The sequence below is a fragment of the Rhizobium sp. CBN3 genome (genome assembly GCF_030518245.1).
Lineage (GTDB): Bacteria > Pseudomonadota > Alphaproteobacteria > Rhizobiales > Rhizobiaceae > Rhizobium > Rhizobium aethiopicum_A.
Window position 1 is genome coordinate 1 of record NZ_JAULSE010000010.1, and the last position, 24,432, is coordinate 24,432.

22 protein-coding genes and 5 tRNA genes are annotated in these 24,432 nt (G+C 59.7%); 16 read left to right on the forward strand and 11 right to left on the reverse strand.

Annotated elements, in window-relative coordinates; all coding sequences use genetic code 11:
- Positions 1 to 307 precede the first annotated feature (307 nt).
- Positions 308 to 619 carry a hypothetical protein gene (locus QWJ46_RS16125; protein WP_302752102.1) on the forward strand — a complete coding sequence of 104 codons (312 nt, stop codon included), beginning with the start codon at positions 308 to 310 and terminating at the stop codon, positions 617 to 619.
- A 163-nt stretch (positions 620 to 782) separates the two neighbouring features.
- Here QWJ46_RS16125 and QWJ46_RS16130 read toward each other — a convergent pair whose 3' ends face one another.
- Positions 783 to 1,262, reverse strand: a complete 480-nt coding sequence (locus QWJ46_RS16130; protein WP_302752103.1) for a hypothetical protein — start codon at positions 1,260 to 1,262, stop codon at positions 783 to 785.
- Positions 1,263 to 2,008: 746 nt separating this feature from the next.
- Here QWJ46_RS16130 and QWJ46_RS16135 point away from each other — a divergent pair.
- Both QWJ46_RS16135 and QWJ46_RS16140 read left to right on the forward strand, forming a co-directional pair.
- Complete coding sequence (locus QWJ46_RS16135; protein WP_302752104.1) at positions 2,009 to 2,212, forward strand: hypothetical protein; 204 nt, start codon at positions 2,009 to 2,011, stop codon at positions 2,210 to 2,212.
- 235 nt (positions 2,213 to 2,447) lie between these two features.
- The gene (locus QWJ46_RS16140) at positions 2,448 to 4,553 is read left to right on the forward strand and encodes a right-handed parallel beta-helix repeat-containing protein (RefSeq protein ID WP_302752105.1); all 2,106 of its coding nucleotides are present in this window, start codon (positions 2,448 to 2,450) and stop codon (positions 4,551 to 4,553) included.
- Between the two features lie 588 nt (positions 4,554 to 5,141).
- Here QWJ46_RS16140 and QWJ46_RS16145 read toward each other — a convergent pair.
- Positions 5,142 to 5,218: transfer RNA gene (locus QWJ46_RS16145), tRNA-Arg, on the reverse strand.
- Positions 5,219 to 5,275: 57 nt separating this feature from the next.
- Positions 5,276 to 5,581 carry an ETC complex I subunit gene (locus QWJ46_RS16150; protein WP_008526983.1) on the reverse strand — a complete coding sequence of 102 codons (306 nt, stop codon included), beginning with the start codon at positions 5,579 to 5,581 and terminating at the stop codon, positions 5,276 to 5,278.
- A 670-nt stretch (positions 5,582 to 6,251) separates the two neighbouring features.
- On the opposite strand from QWJ46_RS16150, the gene QWJ46_RS16155 reads away from it, so the two are divergent.
- Positions 6,252 to 6,328, forward strand: a tRNA-Pro gene (locus QWJ46_RS16155).
- 63 nt (positions 6,329 to 6,391) lie between these two features.
- Here the strand turns inward: QWJ46_RS16155 and QWJ46_RS16160 are convergent.
- Positions 6,392 to 6,877, reverse strand: coding sequence for a DUF192 domain-containing protein (locus QWJ46_RS16160; protein ID WP_302752106.1), 486 nt, complete (start codon positions 6,875 to 6,877; stop codon positions 6,392 to 6,394).
- Between the two features lies 1 nt (position 6,878).
- The gene (locus tag QWJ46_RS16165; RefSeq protein ID WP_064802232.1) at positions 6,879 to 7,457 is read right to left on the reverse strand and encodes a cold-shock protein; all 579 of its coding nucleotides are present in this window, start codon (positions 7,455 to 7,457) and stop codon (positions 6,879 to 6,881) included.
- A gap of 194 nt (positions 7,458 to 7,651) precedes the next feature.
- Here QWJ46_RS16165 and gloA point away from each other — a divergent pair, with 194 nt between their 5' ends.
- The 5 genes from gloA (at position 7,652) to QWJ46_RS16190 (ending at position 10,001) form a co-directional block, all read left to right on the forward strand.
- Entirely contained in the window at positions 7,652 to 8,092 is a 441-nt protein-coding gene (gloA, locus tag QWJ46_RS16170; protein WP_085778026.1) for a lactoylglutathione lyase, read from the forward strand.
- A 166-nt stretch (positions 8,093 to 8,258) separates the two neighbouring features.
- The gene (locus QWJ46_RS16175) at positions 8,259 to 9,326 is read left to right on the forward strand and encodes a D-Ala-D-Ala carboxypeptidase family metallohydrolase (protein ID WP_302752107.1); all 1,068 of its coding nucleotides are present in this window, start codon (positions 8,259 to 8,261) and stop codon (positions 9,324 to 9,326) included.
- 199 nt (positions 9,327 to 9,525) lie between these two features.
- Positions 9,526 to 9,600, forward strand: a tRNA-Glu gene (locus QWJ46_RS16180).
- Positions 9,601 to 9,675: 75 nt separating this feature from the next.
- Positions 9,676 to 9,750: transfer RNA gene (locus QWJ46_RS16185), tRNA-Glu, on the forward strand.
- Positions 9,751 to 9,926: 176 nt separating this feature from the next.
- Positions 9,927 to 10,001 (forward strand) — tRNA-Glu (locus QWJ46_RS16190).
- Between the two features lie 50 nt (positions 10,002 to 10,051).
- Here QWJ46_RS16190 and recJ read toward each other — a convergent pair.
- From recJ to QWJ46_RS16215, 5 genes are all read right to left on the reverse strand, one after another.
- Positions 10,052 to 11,854, reverse strand: a complete 1,803-nt coding sequence (gene recJ / locus QWJ46_RS16195) for a single-stranded-DNA-specific exonuclease RecJ (RefSeq protein ID WP_302752108.1) — start codon at positions 11,852 to 11,854, stop codon at positions 10,052 to 10,054.
- An 80-nt stretch (positions 11,855 to 11,934) separates the two neighbouring features.
- A complete protein-coding gene (locus tag QWJ46_RS16200) occupies positions 11,935 to 12,180 on the reverse strand; it encodes a hypothetical protein (RefSeq protein WP_184460369.1) in 246 nt (81 codons plus the stop codon).
- 157 nt (positions 12,181 to 12,337) lie between these two features.
- Entirely contained in the window at positions 12,338 to 13,663 is a 1,326-nt protein-coding gene (locus tag QWJ46_RS16205; RefSeq protein ID WP_302752109.1) for a homoserine dehydrogenase, read from the reverse strand.
- A gap of 62 nt (positions 13,664 to 13,725) precedes the next feature.
- Positions 13,726 to 14,943: an LL-diaminopimelate aminotransferase gene (locus QWJ46_RS16210; RefSeq protein ID WP_302752110.1), complete on the reverse strand. Its 1,218-nt coding sequence runs from the start codon at positions 14,941 to 14,943 to the stop codon at positions 13,726 to 13,728.
- Positions 14,944 to 15,165: 222 nt separating this feature from the next.
- Complete coding sequence (locus QWJ46_RS16215) at positions 15,166 to 15,579, reverse strand: hypothetical protein (protein ID WP_184460370.1); 414 nt, start codon at positions 15,577 to 15,579, stop codon at positions 15,166 to 15,168.
- 146 nt (positions 15,580 to 15,725) lie between these two features.
- Here QWJ46_RS16215 and phaC point away from each other — a divergent pair, with 146 nt between their 5' ends.
- Positions 15,726 to 17,576, forward strand: a complete 1,851-nt coding sequence (phaC, locus tag QWJ46_RS16220) for an alpha/beta hydrolase (RefSeq protein ID WP_302752391.1) — start codon at positions 15,726 to 15,728, stop codon at positions 17,574 to 17,576.
- Positions 17,577 to 17,785: 209 nt separating this feature from the next.
- The gene (locus tag QWJ46_RS16225; RefSeq protein ID WP_302752111.1) at positions 17,786 to 19,123 is read left to right on the forward strand and encodes a tlde1 domain-containing protein; all 1,338 of its coding nucleotides are present in this window, start codon (positions 17,786 to 17,788) and stop codon (positions 19,121 to 19,123) included.
- 39 nt (positions 19,124 to 19,162) lie between these two features.
- Here the strand turns inward: QWJ46_RS16225 and QWJ46_RS16230 are convergent, their stop codons facing one another.
- The gene (locus tag QWJ46_RS16230; protein ID WP_302752112.1) at positions 19,163 to 20,320 is read right to left on the reverse strand and encodes a pyridoxal phosphate-dependent aminotransferase; all 1,158 of its coding nucleotides are present in this window, start codon (positions 20,318 to 20,320) and stop codon (positions 19,163 to 19,165) included.
- Between the two features lie 204 nt (positions 20,321 to 20,524).
- Between QWJ46_RS16230 and QWJ46_RS16235 the strand changes: the two genes are divergently transcribed.
- The 5 genes from QWJ46_RS16235 to aat all read left to right on the forward strand — a co-directional run bounded on the left by QWJ46_RS16235 (position 20,525) and on the right by aat (position 24,360).
- The gene (locus QWJ46_RS16235) at positions 20,525 to 21,283 is read left to right on the forward strand and encodes a DsbA family protein (RefSeq protein ID WP_064802212.1); all 759 of its coding nucleotides are present in this window, start codon (positions 20,525 to 20,527) and stop codon (positions 21,281 to 21,283) included.
- A gap of 160 nt (positions 21,284 to 21,443) precedes the next feature.
- Positions 21,444 to 21,881: a type II 3-dehydroquinate dehydratase gene (aroQ, locus tag QWJ46_RS16240; protein WP_302752113.1), complete on the forward strand. Its 438-nt coding sequence runs from the start codon at positions 21,444 to 21,446 to the stop codon at positions 21,879 to 21,881.
- A gap of 20 nt (positions 21,882 to 21,901) precedes the next feature.
- Complete coding sequence (gene accB / locus QWJ46_RS16245; protein WP_184460374.1) at positions 21,902 to 22,378, forward strand: acetyl-CoA carboxylase biotin carboxyl carrier protein; 477 nt, start codon at positions 21,902 to 21,904, stop codon at positions 22,376 to 22,378.
- Between the two features lie 10 nt (positions 22,379 to 22,388).
- Positions 22,389 to 23,738, forward strand: a complete 1,350-nt coding sequence (gene accC / locus QWJ46_RS16250; RefSeq protein WP_184460375.1) for an acetyl-CoA carboxylase biotin carboxylase subunit — start codon at positions 22,389 to 22,391, stop codon at positions 23,736 to 23,738.
- A gap of 7 nt (positions 23,739 to 23,745) precedes the next feature.
- Positions 23,746 to 24,360, forward strand: coding sequence for a leucyl/phenylalanyl-tRNA--protein transferase (aat, locus tag QWJ46_RS16255; protein WP_302752114.1), 615 nt, complete (start codon positions 23,746 to 23,748; stop codon positions 24,358 to 24,360).
- Positions 24,361 to 24,432: the final 72 nt, after the last annotated feature.

The window sequence follows — 24,432 nt, forward strand, 5'->3', positions numbered from 1 at the left end:
TCAGTCGGGCATTCTTATGAATGTTCATTCGCGGCGATCCCTCCGACTCGAGATGTGGTAGCTCCAGTCTCCTCGATCCGCTCCGAATGGACAACCTCCCGAAAGCTCACACCTAGAGCGGTTCAGCTTTTTCATGGAAGCGCAGAAACCGCTCTAAGTTTTTGTTTTTACGCACTCCGGGACGGAAAACCGATTCACACTTTTCCTAGAATTGCTCTAGCAGCCCAACCCTCTTGCCCGCAGGCGTCGAAACAAATAACCTCCCGCTCGATTACTTCGATGATCAACCAGAGGAGAACTAAACCCAATGAGATTGATGGCAGTCGTTGGCGTTGCACTTAGCCTGGGCTGTATTTCGGCCGCAGAATCTCCTTCAAACTATCAATCCTACAGCGGCGTACGCGTCGACACAGACGCCACCTTCCTCTCTCGATACGATAAAGCTCTTCAGTGGTGCGTGCCGGAGGCAGGCTCATGGCGACGCGGGTCACCGGATCCGCAGAGCCTGTACTATAACGCGGCGCTCAGAAATTGCCTCTACAGGCGCGGCTTTGTCGATCGAGGCGTCTACGCTTACCCCATCCCCAAGATTTACTTCGATCATTTTCTGGATCGCTGAGAAGAACCGAACGGTTCTAGTCTGCCATAGGACTTCAAAAGCCAGGAACACAAGCCCGGCTGTATCGGCGTGGCTTGTCGACGGCGGCGGCCGCATATCAGCTTTTGGCGCTGTCGGATGACCGGCCCTTGCCGTCCGGCAATTACCGCAGGGATGATGGAAGCTACAGCGCCGCTTTCAGGGCAACGGGAGCAGCGGGATCGGACCGAGCTCCATAAGTGCGGAGGTCGGGAGCTGCGGGATGGACTGCGAACCCGACGGTCGAGACAGCATGGACTTTCATGTCATCGCGAACTTCGTAGAACTTGTCGCCATCGATATAGATAAAGTGGCAGCTTGGCTTTTCGCCTTTACCGGCAGAACAGGCCTTATCGCCCTTGAAGGTGAGTTTTGTTTTCACGTCGATCGTTTTGCCGCCGATATCGGCTTTACCGGTAATGGTGCCCTTCTTCCAACTCCAAACGAGTTCGGCGGACACAGGCTTTTCCAGATCGAGAATTTCTACTTTCACAGGCTTACCGTCAGCCAAAGCTTTGAACTCGTCCATTGTAGCCTTTTTGGCCCCCGCAGGAAGATCAACGGCGTAGGCGTTCATTGCATATAGAAATGCAGCGGCGCCGATGCTCAAAAAAATCGTTCTCATACTCGCCCACTAAGAATTGACAGGGAGTGTACACGCCGTTTTCGGCGGCAGCATCCCACCTATTGTGGCTAGGAACAGTAAGGCTTAGGTTGAAACATATATAATTCTACAACATTTCAACTTTTCGGCGACATCCTCAGAATTTCCGTCTTTTTATTGGCTGCGGCGTACCACACGAATAAACCTCTTGCGACAATTACTGGACAGTCTTGGACAATATTATTCGCCTCCGCGACGTATCAAAGATGATCTCTATGGAACTGCTTGCCGCCTGCGTGACGACATGACAGCCAACCGAAATCGTCATGGCTCCGGTATCGGAAAGACCAGCCACGAAGAAGATCAATATTTCTCTCCCCATAGAACAACTGCGAGGCCGAGAGCGTCTGAACATTCGCCGTTGCGCTCGATGTGCCGCCGAAGGACCCGCGCCGCAATTGGGATCAGCCGCCTCCATGCCAAATGAGGCGTCCGAGCAAATTTCCCTTATAATCTGGCGATTGGAACCCGAGCCATGGATGAATTGCCCTGCCCACGCTCTCTAAATTGGCAGGTTCGAGTTCAGGATTGTTCGGGATACGCCACCACCTGAGCGGTGTTTTTCGGCGCGATCACACGCATTCGAAGCCGTTGCGCTGAGTATAGGCTTCCGCGAGAGCCTGCGCTTCGAAGGCGAATTCCACCTGCTGGCATGTGTCGGCGGAGGAGCGGTGTGCCCATTATCTAATCAGTTTTGAAAGCGACTCATGATCGAATCGAGCACCCCCGGAGAGGGTGTTGGCCTTGCCACAGCCATCCATTTAGCCCCAATCATGAAGGCGAAGCTGCCAAAAATTGAAAAATTCAGAAAAAATGTTGATCCCGCCTTGGCAGCAGGATTCCAGTCACGTCCATCAGATTTTCCTAATCTTTTCAATGGGCGAGTGTCGCCCTGGTTGCGGAAAGAATAATTCGCGGTAAGCGAGATATATATTTTGTCCCAATTTGGGCGAATCTGATTTCCGCAAATATTTCAAAATGTAACTTCGGAGTGATCCTGATATTGTGGCAGCAATATGGCTATTATTCTCAAGTACTTACTGGTTCGATGCTGTTGCGCCCTTGAGAACGTCGTCCTATAAGCCCCGCCGCAACGCATGATTAACCACAATATATTAGACAACGCTGAAGTTGAGGAACAAGACCATGACAACATACTACGTAGCTTCGAGCAGCAGCGGCGGCGGTAACGGCAGTGCCTCGTCTCCTTTTCGCACGATCAGTGAGGCGATGGCTTCGAACCTTAAGCCTGGCGACGAGGTCGTGGTGAAACCAGGCACCTATAACGAGAGCATCAACATCGACAAGGACGGCTCGGCGGCAGGCGACATCACGCTGCGCTCGGAAGTGCCCGGCGGGGCGCTGATCCGGCCGCCCGCGGGCTCGTGGAACGCGATCAGTGTCAACGCCAACCACGTAGTCATCGACGGCTTTGACATCAGCGGCGCCAACGGCGACGGCATCGAAGCGAACAATGTCCACCACGTCCAGATCCTCAACAACAAGGTCCACGGCAGCGGGGAGTCGGGCATCCAGTTCAACCAGTCGGACTTCGTCCACATCGAAGGCAACGAGACTTACAATAACGCTTCGACAGGCTGGTTCTCGGGCATCTCCATCTACCAGAACCGGAACATCACCGGTGATACCTCGACGGACGGATACCGGAACATCGTGCGCAACAACATCTCGCACGACAACGTCACAAAGTCTGGTGAGCACACCGACGGCAACGGCATCATCATCGACGATTTCCAGAGCACGCAGGCGAGCGGTAACCCGAACTACACGTTCAAGACCCTGGTCGACAACAACCTCGTCTACGGGAACGGCGGCAAAGGCATCCAGGTTACCTGGAGCGACTCCGTCACTGTGTCGAACAACACCGCATACCACAACAATCAGGACCCGGCGAACACCGGCACCTGGCGGGGCGAGCTCAGCAACTCGGCATCGAGCAACAACACCTGGGTCAACAACGTCGCCGTAACCGACCCGTCGCTGAACAAGAACAACACTGCGATCGACAATACGTCTACAGACGCCTACACCAACAAAAACGTCGTGTGGGCCAACAACATCACCTACAACGGCACGGCCGGCCAAGCCTCGGTTAAGACCGACGGCGGCAACGCGATGCCCACCACGGCGGACGGCAATAAGCTCGGCGTTGATCCGAAATTCCTGGGGGCATCGAGCGACGACTTCCACCTCGGTTCTGGCTCACCGGCGATTGACAGCGGAACCATCAAATACGGTGTCAGCTCGGTCGATCTGGACGGCGACGCGCGTGTCGTAGGAACTGTCGATGCGGGTGCTTACGAATCCGGCTCCGCCCCGGCATCGGGAACACCGACCGCACCAACGCAACCGACAACGCCAACCACCGGTACGCCGACTACGGAGACGCCAACGACGGAAACTCCCACCACGGGAACGCCAACCACCGGTACGCCGACCACCGGAACGCCAACGACGCCGACTACGGAGACCCCAACCACGGGAACGCCAACCACGACGACGAAGCTATACACCGGCACCAACGGCAATGACATCATGCCGCACACCGGTCAGTCCAACGGCGGCAACGAAACCTTCAAGGGTCTCGCCGGCAATGACGTGTTGAAGGGCGGCGCCGGCGCGGACGTGCTGGACGGCGGTAGCGGCAACGACACGGCCAGCTATGCGGGCTCCAGCGCCGGGGTCCACGTCGACTTGGCGACTTGGACCGCATCCGGCGGGCACGCCACCGGTGACAAGCTCGTCAGCATCGAAAACCTGACCGGCTCCAGCTATGACGACGTGTTGACCGGCGGCAATAACGGCGGCAACGTTCTCAACGGCGGGGCCGGCGCGGACAAGCTGAACGGCGGCGCAGGCGCAGACGTCATCATTGGCGGTGCCGGGAAGGACATCATGACCGGCGGCACCAGCTCGGATACGTTTGTCTTCAAAACGGCGACGGAAACCGGGTCCGGCTCGAACCGCGACGTCATCACCGATTTCCAGCACGGCATCGATAAGATCGACCTCTCGGCAATAGATGCGAATGGCTCTGCGCAGGGCGATGGAACCTTCCATTTCCAGGCTCAGGAGAATGCTCTGTTCGACCGTAAGGCTGGCGCGCTCGCGTGGCACTACGAGGACGACCATACCGTTATTCAGGCCGACTTGAATGGCGACGGCGTTCATGATTTCGAGATTCAGCTGCAGGGCCACGTCCAGCTGGGAGCAGGCGATTTTCTCCTGTAATCATACCCGTTGCGGCGGTCGTCCGATCGCCGCAACAATGGTGCTAACAATCGCCAAATGTCGACGGCGGGGTAAAACCGCCACGAGGCGCGCAAGCTTCGGCTACTTCAGCGCGTGGATGAGCAAGCTGGGAGGGCGTAGCCCGAGCGGCGATCCCATCCACGCGCTGCGGTTTTCAATCCACCTAATCTTGATCCACAGCAGCATTGAAGCCTCGTCTTAGGGCGAAACAGCGCAAGAACTGCTGCGACCAGCGGGACGCCTCTGTCCAACACCGTACTGGAAAACCTGGCAGATCCCTTTTCCGTCTTAGCAGCAGGAAAGCGCGGGTGTTCCTCCTGTGCGATCCGTGTTTGTCAAGACTTGCCCCGCTTCGGCGGGGCTTTCTCGGATCGAACACCCGAGCCGATGCAATCAATCAGTTGATCTTGGGCTAATGCGCGGCTGGGAGGCCGCGTATACTGAGCAAAACGCTCGCCCAGCAAGCGATTCGGCTGCAACTGTTGCCCGCGGAAGGCCGCCAAGAAAACGCTCGCAATATCTTTTGAGAAACTGAACGAGAACACCTAACTCCTTAACCGAAGCAGGTGGCGACCCCTGCAGGAATCGAACCTGCGACAACCTGCTTAGAAGGCAGGTGCTCTATCCAGCTGAGCTAAGGGGCCGTCCGGCGGTCACGTTTAAAGAGCGCGACCGAATGCGCCATATGTGGACGAGAAATCTCAATGCGTCCAGGGCTGTGTGCGGGTGTAGCGGAAATTATCCGGGTAGGCCACCACCTGACGAGCCGGGTCTTTCGGCGCGATGACGCGGTATTCGATGCCGTTGCGCTGGGCGTAGGCTTCGGCAAGTGCCTGCGTTTCAAAAGTGAGTTTTACCTGCTGGCGCATGTCACCCGAGGAGGTGTAGCCCATGATCGGATCGATCTTGCGCGGCGACTCCTGATCGAATTCAAGCACCCAGAGATGGGTCTTGGCCTTGCCGGACTGCATGGCGGTCTTAGCAGGACGATAGATCTTGGCAGACATGACTGCGGCATCTCCGAATATGCGGGGACAGGGCGCCCCGCCTTTCATGGTCTCAATCCCGTTGCCGGGCCCTTGCTTCGTCGTTTGCGATAACGCGAAGAGTTGAATTTTGCTTATCCGCGAATCCCCGTTTTTTCAAGAAAAAAGCGGATCGCGACGCCGCTGCGACAGCCACACCGACAATGCGCCAATGTGTTGGGGAGCAAGGCTTATCGTTAACTCAGGTGGCTCAGCACATTGTTCCCTCAAGTCGCTTGCCATTCCACCTAAATCCGCAGGAATTCCAGGCGATTGCGCAATATTACCAATTGTCTCATGTTGTGATCACAAGCTGATTGCCGCAGCCAGCCACGGGCACTAGTTTGCGGCTCAATCGGCTTCAGTGGATGCACGCATGATGAGACGTTCGACAGAGTTCAATGCCATTATGATAGGAGGTGGCATCACCGCTTTCTTCTATGTCGCTATCAGCTATGCCCAATATATCGGCCTGATTGCCCGCGGCTAAGGCTGATCGCCCTTACGTCCAATTGCGGCTCACAGGCAAATTGACGGCCGACCGGGATTTTCCCCTTGCGTCCACAGGCCTGGTGAGAAATCTCCGGCGACAGCTGGATTTATGGGTTGCGACGGCGAAGTGAACCGTGTATTCCCGCTGCCAATCACGGCACGGAGTGTAGCGCAGTCTGGTAGCGCATCTGGTTTGGGACCAGAGGGTCGGGAGTTCGAATCTCTCCACTCCGACCATTCAATATCCCGATTTCTTGGATTTCCTGTTGGCCACATCGCACCTAGCGAGTTGGTGCGCCGTCACTTCGCCTTCGTCGTCATGGCGCTGACGATTCTGTCGCCCGGCTTGATTCCGAATTTGGTGACGATGCCGGCATTGAGTTCGACGACGTATTTCACCGGGCTCATGGAATCGATGATGTCGCGTGAATAGGGTTTTGCGTTTTCCTTGATGTGGCGGATCGTGCCGGTGTCGTCGGCAAAGAGCATGTCGAGCGGCAGGATGGTGTTCTCCATCCACATGGCGACGCGCCGTGTTTGCCCGAAGTCGAAAATCATGCCGGCGTCATCGGCCATCGACTTGCGGAACATCAGCCCGCGGGCGCGCTGATCACCGGTGGCGGCGACCTCGACGGTGAAATGCAGTGTCTTTCCCGCGGCTGTCTGGATGAGCAGCGGCTCCTTGTCGAACCGCATCTCCTCCTCAGCCAAAGCCGGCAGGGCGACCAAGAAAAAAAGCGCCATGACGGCGCTTCTGATCGCATGAAACAGGACAAGACCGCACATGTCAGTGCGACCGGCTTGCCGGGCTCGGAACGTCGGGATGGATCTCTGCGGCCATCAGGCCCTTTTCGCCATCGCCGAACCGGACGAGGACCACCTGGCCGGGGCGCAGCTCCGTCAGCCCGAAGCGGCGCAGCGTCTCCATGTGCACAAAAATGTCTTCGGTGCCCTCACCGCGCGTCAGGAAGCCGAAGCCCTTGGTGCGGTTGAACCACTTGACAAGCGCACGCTCGAGCCCGCTCGTGGCCGTGACCTGCACATGGGTGCGCACCGGCGGCAGCTGCGAGGGATGAATGGCAGTCGACTGATCCATCGAGAGGATCTTGAAGGCCTGGTAGCCACGCTCGCGGCGCTGGACGAGAGCGACGATGCGCGTTCCTTCGAGAATCGTTTGGTAGCCGTCGCGGCGCAGGCAGGTCACATGCAGGAGGACATCCTGCATGCCGTTATCAGGCACGATGAAGCCGAAGCCCTTGGCGACGTCGAACCATTTGACGACACCGGTGATTTCGACAAGATCGACCGCTTCTGACGACAACTCGTCGACATCGGTGTATGCGTTCGATGAAATCCTATCAGCCATTATCGCCAGCCCCTCGAATACGCGTCACACTGTTACGGTTAACTGATTCTTGAAATCAAGATTAACATCTTGGTAACGGATAAGCGCAAGTCCTAGTTTTCGGTTATTCCCAGCTGCACATTTTATAAAGATGACTTGCCCGAAGCTGACCTCGGCTCGCCAAAAAGGCCAGCCCCTATAAAGGAGTAGATAGAATGCGTTATCTTCATACGATGGTTCGCGTCAAAGATCTGGACGCTTCGCTTGCCTTCTATACCACGCTGTTCGGACTGGAGGAGATTCGCCGCCATGAGAACGAGAAGGGCCGCTTTACCCTGGTTTTCCTGGCCGCTCGCGACGATCTCGACCGTGCGCGCAGCGAAAAAGCCCCCTGCCTCGAGCTCACCTACAACTGGGATACGGAGGATTATAGCGGAGGACGCAATTTCGGCCACCTCGCCTATGAGGTGGATGATATTTACGCGATCTGTCAGAAGCTGATGGATAACGGCATTACCATCAATCGGCCGCCGCGCGACGGCAACATGGCCTTCGTGCGCTCGCCCGATGGCATTTCGATCGAAATTCTGCAGAAGGGAAGCCCGCTTCCGGCCGCCGAACCCTGGGCTTCCATGGGCAATACCGGCGCCTGGTAAGGGTTTTGGCCGCAAGGCTTTTGCGAAGCTTGCGGCTTTTGCGATTTCGGGTCCGGCCGGCGCCTTGGCGCTTGCCGCGACCCGGCCCCGCAGGCAATCTCCCGGTGACTCGAAGCGGAGGATGGCGATATTTCGCCGTTTTTCGCATCAACCGGAGACCGATTGCTTGCGTGACCTCGAGATGCGGATGCCCATTACGGGCGCATTGCTGATCGCCACCTCGATGCTGGCGCTTTCCGGCTGCGTATCGAACAAGAAGACGCTCGATTCCGCCGCGGCGGTTCCGGCGACGGCGGCCGCAGCGCCACAGCTTGGCGCAACGGCGCCCGTGAAATCTGCCCCGCGCTCAGTCTATACCGACCCCCGGCTTGTCAACGTCTCCGGCGCCCGGGCCGCGCCACAGGTCGTGGCAGGGGATGCGAATGCCGCCGTCCCGCCGGCCGATCCGGCAATGGCGGCGCCTGCCAATATAGGCGGGCTCGTCATGCAGTCGACACGGATCAACGCGCAGGCGATGAGCATCTTTTCGGATCACCAGCCGCCGCCGCAGAACAACAGCACGTCCACCGTCATCCAGCCGCAGGCTTATGCGCCGACGGAAGGAGTGGCACCTGCAAAAAGCAGCGTCTACAGCCAGCCGATCATGCCCTCACAGCAGGCCGCCCCGGTGCGGCCGCAGCAATCGTCCGAAAATTCCGGCACGCAGCCTGCGCCCGTACAAACAGCCTCGCTGGCGACGGGCGGTATCCCGGCCTCGACGACAAACGCGCTTTACAGCGCGCCGAAGCAGAACCTGCTCGGCAGTCTTTCCGGCCTCCTACACAAAGCCGCCCTGCCCGGCATGACGCGTGTTGCGCCAAACGGGCTGCACGTCCAGAACGACAATGTCGAGGTCGGCTGCTTCAAGCCTGACCTGCTGAAAGTGATCAAGACGGTCGAAAACCATTTCGGCCGGCCTGTCATCGTCACGTCAGGCTATCGCGACGAAGAACATAACCGCCTGGTCGGTGGCGCTGACGAATCGATGCACAAGAGTTGTGAGGCCGCAGACATTCAGATCGACGGCGTGTCGAAGTGGGATATCGCCGTCTATATAAGATCCTTGCCGGATCGCGGCGGGGTCGGCACCTATTGCCACACCGACTCGGTCCACCTCGACACCGGCAAGAGCCGCGACTGGAACTGGGGCTGCGGCGATAAACGGGCGCCCGTAATCACCGCAAGAGCGATCTGACATCGTCGGCACGAAGTTCCCTCACCTTAGGTCAGCTGAACTTCATCTGCTTCTGGGAGGCGGTACAAGCCTTTGATTCGGCAGCGGTAATCTGAAATGCCAGGGCCGGCCGGAATATCTGTCATTTTTTTTGAAAAAATCGAATTTGCCGCTTGCGGCTTTCGAAGGTGCTGACTATAAGGGCGCCACCACGAAGGAAGCGCCCTTCGTCTATCGGTTAGGACACCAGATTTTCATTCTGGGAAGAGGGGTTCGACTCCCCTAGGGCGTGCCACTTTCTCTCCATATAGAAGCCATCGCATCCGCTTGCAGAAGCCGGCGCGTACGCCTATTTTAACGAGGCTGGCCTGCGCCCTTCGTCTATCGGTTAGGACGACAGATTCTCATTCTGTAAAGAGGGGTTCGACTCCCCTAGGGCGTACCATCGAGCTTATGATTGCTGCCCACCACCCTGTCGGTTCGATATTTCCAGCCATCCGTCGCCTCGTAGCACCATGGTTTTCCACAGCCCAAAAAAATCGGCGAAAACTGTGATTTTTTCGCGCCTTGGCGCTTGCGGCTTTCAAAGGTGCTGACTATAAGGGCGCCACCACGAAGGAAGCGCCCTTCGTCTATCGGTTAGGACACCAGATTTTCATTCTGGGAAGAGGGGTTCGACTCCCCTAGGGCGTGCCACTTTCTTCCTTATAGTTTGATTCATCCGCTACCCGTTTTTCGCAGTCATCCTATTTCGCCGGCGCTGCGTCGCAGACGCGCAGCTGGATGCGGCGCGCGCCTTGATAATGTTCGGCGCCGAGCGAGCCTGCGACGTGGAGGCTCGCGCCGCGTGAATTGATGAGAAGGTTGCCGAGGCCGGTATCGGCGGCGCGGAAGGCGATTCCATCGAGCCGTGACCCGTCCATCGCCTCCAGCGTCACCTTCACATGTTTCTCGCCGACCATGCGCGCGTCTCGTACCCGATGCGCCGGTACCGCAAAAAGCGGCTGAGCGTGGCCGGAGCCATAGGGGCCGGCGGCTTCCAGGCGGTCGATGAGTTCAAGCGTGGCGCCGCTCGCGCCGATTGCGCCATCGATCTTCAATGTCTCGTTGGCGACGAGGCTCGCCACCGTCCTTGCGGCCTTCTCCGTAAAGAAGGTCCTCAACCTGCCGAGATCGGCGCGCTCGACCGTCAGCCCCGCCGCCATGGCATGGCCGCCGCCCTTGACGAGGATGCCCTCCTCGACCGCAGCCCGCACCATCCTGCCCATGTCGAAGCCATTGATGGAGCGGCCTGAGCCGGTGCCGCGGCCGGAGGGATCGAAAGCGATCGCGAAGGCGGGCCGTTTGAATTTCTCCTTCAGCCGCGCGGCGATCAGCCCGACGATGCCTGGATGCCATTTCTCATGGGCGGTGACAATGACGGAGGCGCCCTCGCCGTCGCCGTATTCGGCAAGCGCCTCGGCTTCCGCCTCCTGCAGCATCATCGCCTCCATCGCCTGACGTTCACGGTTGAGCTCGTCGAGGCGCTGCGCGATCACCTCCGCCTCGCCGGCATCATCGAGCGTCAGCAGGCGGCTTCCGAGTGCGGCGTCACCGATCCGTCCGCCGGCATTGATGCGCGGGCCGATCAGAAAGCCGAAATGATAGGGGGTCACGGGGCCTGCGAGCCCTGCCTTGCGGAAGAGCGCGGCAAGCCCGGCATTGCTCTGGTGGCGGGCAGCGACCAGCCCCTTGACGACATAGGCGCGGTTGAGCCCCTTCAGCGGCACGACATCGCAGACCGTCGCAAGCGCCACAATGTCAAGCCATTGCAGCAGGTCGAGCGCCAGGATGCGTTTGTTGCCGGCCGCGCGCAGCAGCCGCAATGTCGCGACCAGCACCATGAAGACGACGCCGGCCGCGCAGAGATGCCCCTGCCCCGACAGATCGTCCTCGCGGTTGGGATTGACGAGCGCATGGCAGGGCGGCAGCTCATGTGTCACCTGATGGTGATCGACGACGACGACATCGATGTCGCGCGCGGCAGCGGCGGCAAGCGCGTCGTGACTGGTGGAGCCGCAATCGACAGTGACGATCAGCCGGGCGCCATTGTCGATCAGCTGGTTGATCGCCGCCGGATTGGGGCCATAACCTTCAAAGATGCGGTCGGGAATGTAGATGTTCGCCTTGACCCCGAAATGGCTGAGAAAGCGGAACATCAGCGCCGAGGAGGCCGCTCCGTCGACGTCGTAATCGCCGAAAATCGCCACGCTCTCGCCGCGCTCGATCGCACGCACGAGGCGGGTTGCCGCCTTCTCGCAATCGGTCAGCGTGTGGGGATCGGGCATCAGGCTGCGAATCGTCGGATCGAGGAATTCGATCGCTTCGTCAACCGGGACGCCGCGTCCTGCGAGAACGCGGGCGATCAGATCCGGCAGCCCGTGAACCTGCGCCATGGCGAGCGCCCGGTTCTGGCCGGCCTGGTCGAGTCTTGCAACCCAGCGATTGTCGAGTGCGGATTTCTCCACGCCAAGAAACGCGCGCTGTACCGGATCGACGAGATCTGCCATTCCAAACTCCGCTGACTTCATCTGTTCTTTCTACAGGAGCAGCGGAGATAACATAGCGACGGATTTGCAGACACGGATTTTTACCAGAAGATCAGCCAGACGATCACGGCGATGCCACCGATCTGCACCAGCAAGACCGAAAACAGCGTCAGCAGAATTGCCCAGTTGCGGCCTTCCGTATGTTCATCGTCAAGGGCCTCGTCATGGCTGTCGTCCCGAAGGTCAGGGCGCATCGGCTTGAGGATGTCTGCAAACATATCAGGGCGGGCTGGCGGCACCTTGCTCGGGCTGCCATGCTCCTTTCCGGCGTGGCTGTCCTTGCTCATGAAATACTCCACGCCGGCGACTCACCATCTGTGGTTTTATTTATATCAATATTTCGGCATTTGGTAATATAGACTTCCGCAGGAGAGGCTGAACGATTAACAAAAAAAGCCGCCCTGCCAGAGACAGAGCGGGCTCATACCCTCAGGCGAAAAATGCTTAAGCTTCTTCTTTCGGCCGTTCGATTCGAATCACCTGCGGTTCGCCGAAGAGATAGCCTTCCGACTTTATCGAGGCGACCGCCTTGCGCACGGACTCTTCCATCGTCGCATGGGTGACGAGAATGATCGTCTGGTGATGCGATGGGGCCAGATGCTGCGTGGAGCGCTGGACGATCGATTCGAGCGAGATGTGGTTTTCCGCCATGCGGGTGGCGACGCTTGCAAAGACGCCGGTGCGGTCGAGTACAGTCAGGCGGATGAAATATCCGCCCTCGTGACTCTGCATCTGCGCCTTGCGGTAAGGTTCCAGCGCCTTTGCGGGATGACCGAGCACCGGCACGCGCTGAGCGCCCGGCTGGCTCTTGGCGATATCGGCGATATCGCCAAGCACGGACGAGGCCGTCGCATTGCCGCCGGCGCCTGGACCGACCATCAGCAGTTCGCCGAGGACGTCGGATTCAATTGCCACCGCATTGGTAACGCCGTCGACTTGGGCGATGACGGAATCGACCGGGACCATGGTCGGGTGCACACGCTGCTCGATGCCGGTCTCGGTGCGCTGGGCAACGCCGAGCAGCTTGATGCGATAACCGAGTTCGGCGGCGGCGTGGATGTCCTCGATGGAGATATTGGTGATGCCTTCGAGATAGATGTCGTCGGCCGCGATGCGATTGCCGAAGGCAAGCGTCGTCAGGATGGCGAGCTTGTGAGCGGTATCGTTGCCCTCGATATCGAAGGCGGGATCGGCTTCGGCATAACCCAGCCGCTGCGCTTCCTTGAGGCATTCGGCGAAGGAAAGCCCCTCCTTCTCCATCTTGGTCAGTATGTAATTGCAGGTGCCGTTCATGATGCCGTAGATGCGCGAGACGGCGTTGCCCGTCAGCGATTCGCGCAGCGCCTTGATGACGGGGATGCCGCCGGCGACCGCCGCCTCGAAATTCAACAGCGAGCCCTTCTCTTCCGCGATCGTCGCAAGCTCGACGCCGTGATAGGCGAGCAGCGCCTTGTTGGCTGTCACCACATGGAGACCGCGCTGAAGTGCGGCGCGCACGGAGACGTTGGCAGCCCCTTCGGCGCCGCCCATCAGTTCGACGAAGACGTCGATATCGCCCTTTTCGGCCAGATCCTCGGGCCGATCGAACCAAGTGACGGCAGAAAGATCGACGCCTCGGTCCCGCTTCTTGTCGCGCGCGGAAACCGCGGTGATGGTGATCGGACGTCCGCAGGTGACAGCAAGCTCGTTGCTCTTCTGCTGAATGATGCGGACAAGCGAGGCGCCAACGGTGCCTAAGCCCGCAATGCCGATTTTGAGGGCATCTGCCATGGATCGATCCTGAAATGTCTGTGTGGCGGCAGCCGCCGAACGCGGCTGCCCAAGAGTTGGAATTAACGGTGGGCGTTGAGCGAGATGACGTTATGCATCGTCTCGTCTGCCGTCGACATGAACTTCTTGATGTTGCGCGCAGCCTGACGGATGCGGTGTTCATTCTCGACAAGCGCCAGACGGACATAGTCGTCGCCCATCTCGCCGAAGCCGATGCCCGGAGCAACGGCGACGTCGGCCTTTTCGACCAGCAGCTTGGAAAACTCAAGCGAACCGAGATGACGGAACTTTTCCGGGATCTTCGCCCAGGCGAACATGGTGGCTGCCGGCGGCGGCACTTCGAAGCCTGCCTTGCCGAAGCTTTCGACCATGACGTCGCGGCGGCGCTTATAGACATTGCGAACTTCGGCAATGTCGGAGCCATCGCCGTTCAGGGCATGCGTCGCCGCCACCTGGATCGGCGTGAAGGCGCCGTAATCGAGGTAGGATTTGACGCGGGTGAGCGCCGCGATCAGCCGTTCGTTGCCGACGGCAAAGCCCATGCGCCAGCCGGGCATGGAGAAGGTCTTCGACATCGAGGTGAACTCGACCGTCACATCCATTGCGCCCGGCACTTCGAGAACCGACGGCGGCGGAGCGCCGTCGAAATAGATCTCCGAATAGGCAAGGTCAGACAGCACGATGATGTCGTGCTTCTTGGCGAAGGCGACGACGTCCTTGTAGAAATCGAGCGTCGCGACAAAGGCCGTCGGATTCGAGGGATAGTTGAGGATCAGCGCCAAAGGCTTCGGGATCGAATGGCGGACCGCGCGCTCAAGCGGCGGGAAGAAGGTCTCGTCCGGCTCCACCGACATCGAGCGGATCACGCCGCCGGCCATCAGGAAGCCGAAGGCGTGGATCGGATAGGTGGGATTCGGGCAGAGGATCACGTCGCCGGGCGCGGTGATCGCCTGCGCCATATTGGCGAAGCCCTCCTTGGAGCCGAGGGTGGCGACCACCTGCGTATGCGGGTTGAGCTTGACGCCGAAACGGCGGGCATAATAGGCGGCCTGGGCGCGGCGCAGGCCCGGTATGCCCTTGGAGGAGGAATAACGGTGGGTGCGCGGATCCTGTACGACCTCGCACAGCTTGTCGACGATCGCCTGGGGAGTCGGAAGGTCAGGGTTTCCCATGCCGAGATCGATGATATCGGCGCCGCCCGCTCGCGCGCTTGCTTTCAAACGATTGACCTGTTCGAAAACATAAGGCGGCAAACGCCGGACTTTGTGAAACTCTTCCATTTCATTCCCCATGGAAAGGCGGCATTTTAAGCCGCGGTCGAAGTTCGTTCCGTCTCCCGGCAGCTGCGACACGAACTTCACAATCGCAGCGCCGTATTCATCAGACCCAAGCCAAGCGGCAAATCTTTGACGGAAAGGCCGCACGACCACGCATTATCGGGAAAATCGCATCTTCCGATCCATCCGGAAGGCTTTGCGTCCAAATTGCCTGAAAGGCAAGATTTATTTGGAGATTTCGGAAAGCGTCTGCGCACCGTGCTCGGCGGCAAGGCGGCGCATTTCGGCGACCTTGGCCTGATATTCGGCTTCCGAGATCGTGCCGGCCTTGCGCCGGGTGGAAAGCGCGGTCAACTGATGCTGCAGTTCGGCCGCCTGTTCATCGCTCATCTGGACATTGGCCGCCGTCAGCGGCGCGCCGAAATTCGGGTAGCCGTCCGGTGATTTCGTCAGACCGCCCTCGACCGCCTCGCCCTTGGTTGCCGGCATGACGACGGCGGTCGGCGCCGCCCGCTTGGCGGCGGCTGCGGCTTTTTCCTCCGCCGTCAGATTGCATCCGGCAAGGGTCATCGCCGCCGCGGCGCAGATCAATGCGGTGCGGTTGAAGGTTGCGATGCGCCGGATGCCGTTCTTGTTCATGCCTCAAAATCCAGTTCTGATTGCCTCGACTGTTAAATTTGTCGCAGCCACAAAGCAATAGCACGAGCCGATGCGGGTGGAACTTGTTTTCTCGTTCGGTCAGGATGTACAACAAACGGATAAAAAGAGTGCTGCCGCCGGAGGAAATGGTGACCGACAGCAAGCAGGAAAGTGGCGGCCAGAAGAATGGCGACAAGACCGGTTTCGACGCAACCGATCTCGAACCCTATCTGTTGAAGGATCCCGAGACCATGGCGATGAATTTCGCCCGGGCGCTCGAAAATCTCGGCCAGGCCGCCTCGGCCTGGCTTGCGCCGCGCGAACGCGGCGAGATCACCGAAACCGCCATCGATCCGATGACCGACATGGTCAAGACGCTTTCCAAGGTCAGCGAATATTGGATTTCCGATCCCCGCCGCACCTTCGAGGCGCAGACCCAGCTGATGTCCTCGTTCTTCGGCATCTGGATGCGCTCGATGCAGCGCGTGCAGGGCGAGCCCCTGCCGCCCGAGCCCGACACCCGCAAGGACAAGCGCTTTTCGGACGAGGATTGGCAGAAAAATCCGTTCTTCGATTTCCTCCGCCAGGTCTATTTCGTCACGAGCGACTGGGTGGACAAGCTGGTGTCGGAGACCGACGGCCTCGACGAGCACACCAAGCACAAGGCCGGCTTTTACGTGAAGCAGATCACGGCAGCCCTTTCGCCGAGCAACTTCATCGCTACCAACCCGCAGCTTTACCGCGAGACGATCGCAAGCAACGGCGAAAACCTGGTGCGCGGCATGAAGATGCTCGCCGAGGACATCGCTGCCGGCAACGGCGAGCTTCGCCTTCGACAGACAGACATGACGAAATTCGCTGTCGGCCGCGACATGGCGCTGACACCGGGCAAAGTCATCGCCCAGAACGATATCTGCCAGATCATCCAGTACGAAGCCTCGACCGAAACCGTGCTGAAACGGCCGCTGCTGATCTGCCCGCCCTGGATCAACAAGTTCTATATTCTCGACCTCAACCCGCAGAAATCCTTCATCAAATGGTGCGTGGACCAGGGCCAGACAGTGTTTGTCATATCCTGGGTCAATCCGGATGCGCGTCACGCCGAGAAGGACTGGGGGGCCTATGCCCGCGAGGGCGTCGATTTCGCGCTCGAGACGATAGAGAAGGCGACCGGCGAGAAGGACGTCAATGCCGTCGGCTACTGCGTCGGCGGCACGCTGCTGGCGGCGACGCTGGCGCTGCATGCCAAAGAGAAAAACCGGCGCATCAAGACCGCGACGCTCTTCACGACGCAGGTTGATTTCACCCATGCCGGCGACCTCAAGGTCTTCGTCGACGAGGAGCAGCTTGCCGCGCTCGAAGAGCATATGAAGGCGGCCGGCTATCTCGACGGCACGAAGATGTCGATGGCCTTCAACATGCTGCGCGCTTCCGAGCTGATCTGGCCTTATTTCGTCAACAGCTACCTCAAGGGTCAGGAGCCCCTGCCCTTCGACCTGTTGTTCTGGAACGCCGATTCGACGCGGATGGCGGCGGCAAACCACGCGTTTTACCTGCGAAACTGCTATCTCCGCAATGCGTTGACGCAGAACGAGATGATCCTCGACGGCAAGCGCGTATCGCTGAAGGACGTGAAGATCCCGATCTATAATCTCGCCACGCGCGAGGACCACATCGCGCCTGCAAAATCGGTCTTTCTCGGCAGTCAGTTCTTCGGCGGCAAGGTGGAATTCGTCGTCACCGGCTCGGGACATATCGCCGGCGTCGTCAATCCGCCCGACAAGAAGAAATACCAGTTCTGGACGGGCGGCCCGGCCAAGGGCAACTACGAGACCTGGCTCGAGCGGGCCACCGAGACGCCCGGGTCGTGGTGGCCGCATTGGCAAGCCTGGATCGAGACGCAGGAGGGCAGACGCGTTGCGGCGCGCAAACCCGGCGGCGGTGCGCTGAACGCGATCGAAGAAGCACCGGGAAGTTATGTGATGGAACGCACCTGAGACGCCGGCAGGCATCTCTTTTTGCAGACATCCTAAAAAACAGCGATATCGCGTAAACAAATTAGAAACCATAATTCGTCATCCTCGCGAAACAGTCGGAAGTCGCAAGCGGCCTAAATTCGGCCCCTTTGCGCCCTTACCGGCCCCGGCGAAGTTTTAGTCAGTCAGTGCCGCCGGCCTGCGTAGCGAGTTTGAAAGACGAGTGTAGTATGGCGTTTGCGGTAGGGACGTTGGATAACGTCGCCCCTCTTGGCGGATCTGCTTTGCGTTCGCACAGATCTCGCGGTTTTCTTTACGGTGTCATCGGCGCCGGGCTTTTAACCTCAACATGGCTGATCGCGACCTTGGCAACGATGCATTCGGTCGCTGCGCCCTTTTCTCCGCCCGATAGCCTGGCACAGATCCGGGCCACCTCGAAGGTGGCGTCGTCAACTCGCCTCGAGAGGTTGATCCATGTCGGCAAGGGTGACCGGCTGACCGCCTTCGACGCGAAGCCGAAAATGCCGCTGACCGCAAGCCTCATCCAGTCTCACGCCGAAAAGACTGCCGCTGCCGCAACGGCATTGGCGGCTCTGACGAAGAACAATCGGCTCGTCATGGCTGCCGAGCAACCGGTCGTCGCCGCAATTTCCGACAGCGCCAAGTTCCGCAAGGATGATGCGATCGCGCCGCCGCCGGTCGAACTCGCCTCGGCAGAGATTGAAGAGGACGACGGCGACCGGATCATCGTTCCGTCAAAGGAGGCCGTCGCCGCGGCCCAACTCCAGGCGATGCTCGCGCTGGCCGATGCAGGCCCCCGGCAGATCGCGCCTGCCCCGATCGAGCCGGTCGCCTCTCCTGTCAGGACCGCCTCGGCTCCCGCAACAGAATCCGCGGCGGTGGAGGTCGCAGCGGCAGAGGATCAACCCTTCGATCTCGTGCTGTCGCCTGATGCAGGTTCCGTGCCGTTGCCGATGGCGCGTCCGGACGGACTCGTCGGCAAACCGGCGCCGGCCGTCAAGGGTGCGCAGCGCTCCGCCGGGCCTGTCCTGGCCTATGCCCAGCCGAACTCACCGATCGAGGACGATGAGGACGATGCCGTGCCGCGCTACGACAAGCCGGTCTTCTCGCCGAAACTGCGGGCAGGTGTCGCGATCTATGATATCGAAAACAGCACCGTCTACCTGCCGAACGGCGAACGGCTGGAGGCTCATTCCGGTCTCGGCAAGATGCGCGACAATCCGCGTTACGTGGACAAGAAGATGCGCGGACCGACGCCACCGCATACCTATGTCCTCACGATGCGCGAGGCTCTCTTTCACGGTGTGGAAGCGCTGCGCTTGACACCGGTGGAAGGCTCGGATGCTATCTATGACCGCGTCGGCCTGCTTGCCCACACCTATATGCTCGGCAAGAACGGCGATTCCAACGGCTGCGTTTCCTTCAAGGATTACAAGCGCTTCCTGGCCGCCTACAAACGCGGCGAGATCAAGCAGCTGGTGGTGGTGCCGCGGCTGAACAACAAGCCCGCCTCGACGCTCGCCTCGCTGTTTTCGTCGCGAAGCTAGTTTAAGAAGGAGGTGGGCAAGCAGCCGCTTCCCGCAGCCCTACGTCAGCCAGACGGCTATCCGCTCCACCGCCTCGGCGATCTCTCCTTGCGAACCCGCATAGGAGAGACGCAAGGTTCGATGTCCCTCCAGCGGATCGAAATCCAAGCCCGGCGTCGCCGCGACGTTGATTTCTGCGAGCATGCGTTTGGCAAAACCCATGCTGTCATTGGTGAAGTGCGAGACATCGACATAGGCGTAGAAGGCGCCGTCCATCGGCGAAGCGGGCGCAAGGCCGATCCTGGGCAGGCGGTCGAGCAGCAGCGCGCGGTTTGCGGCATAGCTCGCCTTGACATGATCGAGCTCTTCGCTTGCGCCAAGCGCGGCCACCGCTGCGATCTGAGAGAGCTCGGGCGGCGAGATATAAAGGCTCTGCGCCACCCGCTCGATCGGCCGCACCAGCCGCTCCGGCAGCACCATCCAGCCGATTCGCCAGCCGGTCATGCAGTAATATTTGGAGAAGGAGTTGATGACGATCGCCTCGTTGGTCAGCTCGAGCGCGCTCGCCTCCTCTCCCGCGAAGGTCAGCCCATGATAGATTTCATCGGAGATGAAGGCGATGGATTGGGCGGCGCAGTAATCTGCAAGCGCCTTCAACCCGTCACGGCCGGTCACGGTGCCGGTGGGGTTGGCGGGGCTTGCAAGCAGCACGCCTTTGAGCCGGACGCCGCTTTGCTGCTGCGCCGCATCGAGGCTCTCGGGTGTCAGGGTGAAGTGGGTCTCGGCCGTCACCGGCACTTCGAGAACCTCCAGCCCCAGCGCGCCGAGAATGTTGCGATAAGCGGGATAACCCGGTCTTGCGATCGCCACGGCATCGCCGGCATCGAAAAGCGTGAGGAAGGCGAGATTGAACCCTGCCGAGGAACCTGTGGTGATGGCGATGCGCCTGGGATCGATCTCCAGACCGTGACGATCCTTGTAGTGCCAGGCAAGTGCGGATTTCAGCCGCGCCGTCCCCAGCGCATCCGTATAACCGATCCGGCCTTCGACAAGGGCGGCGCTTGCCGCTTCGAGGGCAGCTCGAGGCGCGGGATGCGAGGGTTGGCCGACCGCCATCGAGATGACGGAATGGCCGGCTGCCCGCCGCTTCGTCGCCTCCGCCAACACGTCCATGGCATGAAAAGGCTCGACTTCGCTGCGTTTCGATATGGAAAACAAGATCGCTTCTCGCTCGGCTTCTTCGCTATTGGCCAGACAATTGCCGCATTAATCGGCTCATCACAATCCCGCGAGGGCGGCGCAGGGATGAAAATTCCTGTTTGAACAGAACTCGACGCACCGTACCTTGACGCGACGCGTTCAAGTCCATAACCCGGCGACGGTTTTCTCGACCAAGACTGCATCGCCGATGACGAGGATATCATGGCCTTCTTCTCAAAAAGCTTCACCGCACTGGCGCTCGCCGCATCGATCGCGCTTCCGTTTCCGGCGGCAGCGCTCGACGATCAGCAGAAGAAGGAGTTCGGCGAATTCATCAAGCAATATCTGATCGAAAACCCGGAGATCATGCTCGACGTCCAGGACGCGCTGCAGAAGAAGCAGGAAGCTGCGCGGCTGGTGAAGGCCAATATGGCAATCGAGGAGAACACCGCCAACATCTTCAATTCAAAGGATGACGTCACGCTCGGCAATCCCAAGGGCGATGTGACCGTCGTCGAATTCTTCGATTATAATTGCACCTACTGCCGTCACGCGCTTCCCGACATGCAGGCGATGCTGAAGAAGGACACGAACGTCCGCTTCGTGCTCAAGGAATTCCCGATCCTCGGGCCGGATTCGGTTGCCGCCCACAAAGTGGCCGACGCCTTCCGCAGGCTGGCGCCTGCCAAATATGCTGATTTCCATGTCGCCCTTCTCAGCAGCGAAGGCCGCGCTTCGGAAGACAGTGCGATCGCTGTCGCAGGCTCTCTCGGCGTCAGCGAAGACAAGATTCGCGCCGAGATGGCGAAGAGCCCGAACGATGGGATCGTTCAGGCGACCTATCAGCTTGCCTCCAGCCTCGGCATCAGCGGCACGCCCTCTTATGTGATCGGCAACGAGCTGGTCCCGGGCGCCGTCGGGCTCGACGATCTCGAAGCCAAGGTCAAGAACATGCGCAGCTGCGGCAAGACCGCCTGCTGAGGAAGCGGACAGCCGACCGGCCGCTCATCAAATCGCCAGAATCGAAGCGTTTCAGCCATGTGGACAAATGTGGCGCGATTCCTGCCGGCCAACCCGTAAGGGCTTTCATTCAGACCTCGCGGAGTCTATAGGTTGCCGTCGTGCATTTACGGAACATTCGATGACGCAAACGATTTTTGTCCTGAACGGTCCAAACCTGAACATGCTGGGTAAACGAGAGCCCGGCATTTATGGCGGCAAGACGCTCAAGGACATCGAGGCAGACTGCAAGGCAGCCGGGCGCGAACTCGGCTTTGATATCGACTTCCGTCAGAGCAACCACGAAGGCACGCTTGTGGACTGGTTTCACGAGGCCGACGAAAAGGCCGCCGGCGTCGCCATCAACGCAGGTGCCTACACGCATACGTCAGTTGCGTTGCACGACGCGATCCGCGCTATTTCGATTCCCGTCGTCGAGCTCCACATATCCAACGTCCATACGCGGGAAGAATTCCGCCACGAATCGATGATCGCGCCGGCATGCAAGGGCGTCATCTGCGGCTTCGGGCCTCACAGCTACATCCTGGCGCTCCACGCGCTGAAGAACATCACGGCATAAGAAGAAGACAGGGCAACACCATGGCTGAAAAGAAATCGGGTATCGATCAGGCACTGATCCGCGATCTCGCCAACATCCTCAACGAGACGGATCTGACGGAGATCGAGGTCGAGCAGGACGACTTGCGCATCCGCGTTTCGCGCGGCGGCATGCCGCAATACGTCCAGGCACCGATCGCTGCACCGGCCTTTGCCGCTCCGGCAGCAGCCGCCGCTCCGGCAGCCGCCGCTGCCGCCCCCGCCGCAGCACCCGGCCGCAACCCGGCGAATGTCGTTAATGCGCCGATGGTCGGCACCGTCTATATGGCGCCGGCTCCGGGCGCACGTCCCTTCATCGAAATCGGCGCCACCGTCAAGGAAGGCCAGACGCTCATCATCATCGAGGCGATGAAGACGATGAACCAGATCCCCTCGCCGAAATCGGGCAAGGTCACCGAGATCCTCGTCGATGACGGACATCCCGTCGAATACGGCCAAGCCCTCGTCGTCATCGAATAGGCCCAAGCCCATGATTTCGAAAATCCTCATCGCCAATCGCGGGGAAATCGCCCTTCGCGTGCTTCGGGCCTGCAAGGAGCTCGGCATTGCCTGCGTCGTGGTTCATTCCACCGCCGACGCCGATGCCATGCATGTGCGTCTTGCCGACGAAAGCGTTTGCATCGGTCCGCCCTCCTCGCGCGAGAGCTATCTCAATATCCACCAGATCGTCGCCGCATGCGAGATCACCGGCGCCGATGCCGTGCACCCGGGCTATGGCTTTCTGTCGGAGAACGCCAAGTTTGCCGATATCCTGGAAGCGCACGGCATCACCTTCATCGGGCCGACGGCGGATCACATCCGTATCATGGGCGACAAGATCACCGCCAAGACGACGGCGCTGGAACTTGGCATTCCCGTCGTTCCCGGCTCGGACGGCGAAGTGAAGACCGAAGAGGATGCGCTGCGGACGGCCGCCGAAATCGGCTATCCCGTGTTGATCAAGGCAACGGCCGGCGGCGGTGGGCGCGGCATGAAGGTCGCCAAGAGCGAGGCCGATCTGATCGAGGCATGGTCGACGGCGCGCACGGAGGCGGCAGCCGCCTTCGGCAACGATGCCGTCTACATGGAAAAATACCTCGGCAAGCCGCGCCACATCGAAATCCAGGTCTTCGGTGACGGTGAAGGCAACGCCATTCATCTCGGCGAACGCGACTGTTCGCTGCAGCGCCGTCACCAGAAGGTCTGGGAAGAGGCGAATTCGCCTGCGCTCAACGTCGAGCAGCGCATGAAGATCGGCCAGGTCTGCGCCGATGCCATGAAGAAACTGAAATATCGCGGCGCCGGCACGATCGAATTCCTCTACGAGAACGGCGAGTTCTATTTCATCGAAATGAATACCCGCCTGCAGGTGGAGCATCCGATCACCGAAGCGATCACCGGCATCGACCTGGTGCACGAACAGATCCGCGTCGCCTCCGGCGGCGGTCTGTCGGTGACGCAGGACGAGGTGCACTTTTCCGGCCATGCCATCGAATGCCGGATCAATGCCGAGGATGCGCGCACCTTCGTGCCCTCGCCCGGCACGATCACGCATTTCCATGCGCCGGGCGGCCTTGGCGTGCGCATCGATTCCGGCGCGTATCAGGGCTACAAGATCCCGCCCTATTACGACAGCCTCATCGGCAAGCTGATCGTGCACGGCCGCACCCGTGTCGAATGCATGATGCGCCTGCGCCGCGCCCTCGACGAATTCGTCGTCGACGGGATCAAGACGACGCTGCCGTTGTTCCAGGATCTCGTCTCCAACCAGGATATCGCCAACGGCGACTACGACATCCACTGGCTGGAACATTACCTCGCCAACACGCCGGCGGCATAGGACAGGAATGGCAGGATCGCGCAGGAAGTCACCAGGCATAACCCCTGACATCCTCCTGCGCGCCTATTCCATCGGCCTCTTTCCGATGGCCGAATCTGCCGACGACCCGGAGATCTTCTGGGTCGAACCGGAATTGCGCGGCGTTCTGCCGCTCGGTGATTTCCACATATCGAAAAGCCTCGCCAAAACGGTGCGCAGGAAACCCTTCGAAATCCGCTTCGATCACGCTTTCGACCAGGTGATCGCGGCTTGCGCGGAGGAAACATCCGGGCGCCCGAGCACCTGGATCAACCAGACGATCCGGTCGCTTTATTCCACGCTGTTCGAAATCGGTCATGCCCATACCGTCGAAGCCTGGGACGGCGATCAACTGGTCGGCGGTCTCTACGGCGTCTCGCTTGGCTCGGCCTTCTTCGGCGAAAGCATGTTTTCACGCCGAACAGACGCCTCGAAAATCTGCCTTGTACACTTGGTCGACCGGCTGAGGGAAAAGGGCTTCACGCTGCTCGATACGCAATTTACCACCGAGCACCTGAAGACGTTCGGAGCGATCGACGTACCGAAGGCCGAATATGCGCTGTTGCTTGCCAGCGCGATGGAATCGCCACACCTCAAGTTTTAAACGTGATCGTTTCACCCTTGCGTTGATTTTCGAGCCGATTTGAATAGGTTCGGCCATGCAACGGGGGATAGA

Coding starts and splice junctions, on each gene's coding strand:
- QWJ46_RS16150 (WP_008526983.1), bottom strand. CDS start 5,581: ATGTCTGCCAAGATCTATCGTCCTGCTAAGACCGCCATGCAGTCCGGC.
- aat (WP_302752114.1), top strand. CDS start 23,746: ATGGCAGGATCGCGCAGGAAGTCACCAGGCATAACCCCTGACATCCTC.
- accB (WP_184460374.1), top strand. CDS start 21,902: ATGGCTGAAAAGAAATCGGGTATCGATCAGGCACTGATCCGCGATCTC.
- QWJ46_RS16210 (WP_302752110.1), bottom strand. CDS start 14,943: ATGGAAGAGTTTCACAAAGTCCGGCGTTTGCCGCCTTATGTTTTCGAA.
- QWJ46_RS16160 (WP_302752106.1), bottom strand. CDS start 6,877: ATGTGCGGTCTTGTCCTGTTTCATGCGATCAGAAGCGCCGTCATGGCG.
- aroQ (WP_302752113.1), top strand. CDS start 21,444: ATGACGCAAACGATTTTTGTCCTGAACGGTCCAAACCTGAACATGCTG.
- QWJ46_RS16140 (WP_302752105.1), top strand. CDS start 2,448: ATGACAACATACTACGTAGCTTCGAGCAGCAGCGGCGGCGGTAACGGC.
- QWJ46_RS16205 (WP_302752109.1), bottom strand. CDS start 13,663: ATGGCAGATGCCCTCAAAATCGGCATTGCGGGCTTAGGCACCGTTGGC.
- QWJ46_RS16165 (WP_064802232.1), bottom strand. CDS start 7,457: ATGGCTGATAGGATTTCATCGAACGCATACACCGATGTCGACGAGTTG.
- QWJ46_RS16135 (WP_302752104.1), top strand. CDS start 2,009: ATGATCGAATCGAGCACCCCCGGAGAGGGTGTTGGCCTTGCCACAGCC.
- QWJ46_RS16125 (WP_302752102.1), top strand. CDS start 308: ATGAGATTGATGGCAGTCGTTGGCGTTGCACTTAGCCTGGGCTGTATT.
- QWJ46_RS16225 (WP_302752111.1), top strand. CDS start 17,786: ATGGCGTTTGCGGTAGGGACGTTGGATAACGTCGCCCCTCTTGGCGGA.
- QWJ46_RS16235 (WP_064802212.1), top strand. CDS start 20,525: ATGGCCTTCTTCTCAAAAAGCTTCACCGCACTGGCGCTCGCCGCATCG.
- QWJ46_RS16130 (WP_302752103.1), bottom strand. CDS start 1,262: ATGAGAACGATTTTTTTGAGCATCGGCGCCGCTGCATTTCTATATGCA.
- QWJ46_RS16200 (WP_184460369.1), bottom strand. CDS start 12,180: ATGAGCAAGGACAGCCACGCCGGAAAGGAGCATGGCAGCCCGAGCAAG.
- accC (WP_184460375.1), top strand. CDS start 22,389: ATGATTTCGAAAATCCTCATCGCCAATCGCGGGGAAATCGCCCTTCGC.
- QWJ46_RS16215 (WP_184460370.1), bottom strand. CDS start 15,579: ATGAACAAGAACGGCATCCGGCGCATCGCAACCTTCAACCGCACCGCA.
- recJ (WP_302752108.1), bottom strand. CDS start 11,854: ATGGCAGATCTCGTCGATCCGGTACAGCGCGCGTTTCTTGGCGTGGAG.
- gloA (WP_085778026.1), top strand. CDS start 7,652: ATGCGTTATCTTCATACGATGGTTCGCGTCAAAGATCTGGACGCTTCG.
- phaC (WP_302752391.1), top strand. CDS start 15,726: ATGGTGACCGACAGCAAGCAGGAAAGTGGCGGCCAGAAGAATGGCGAC.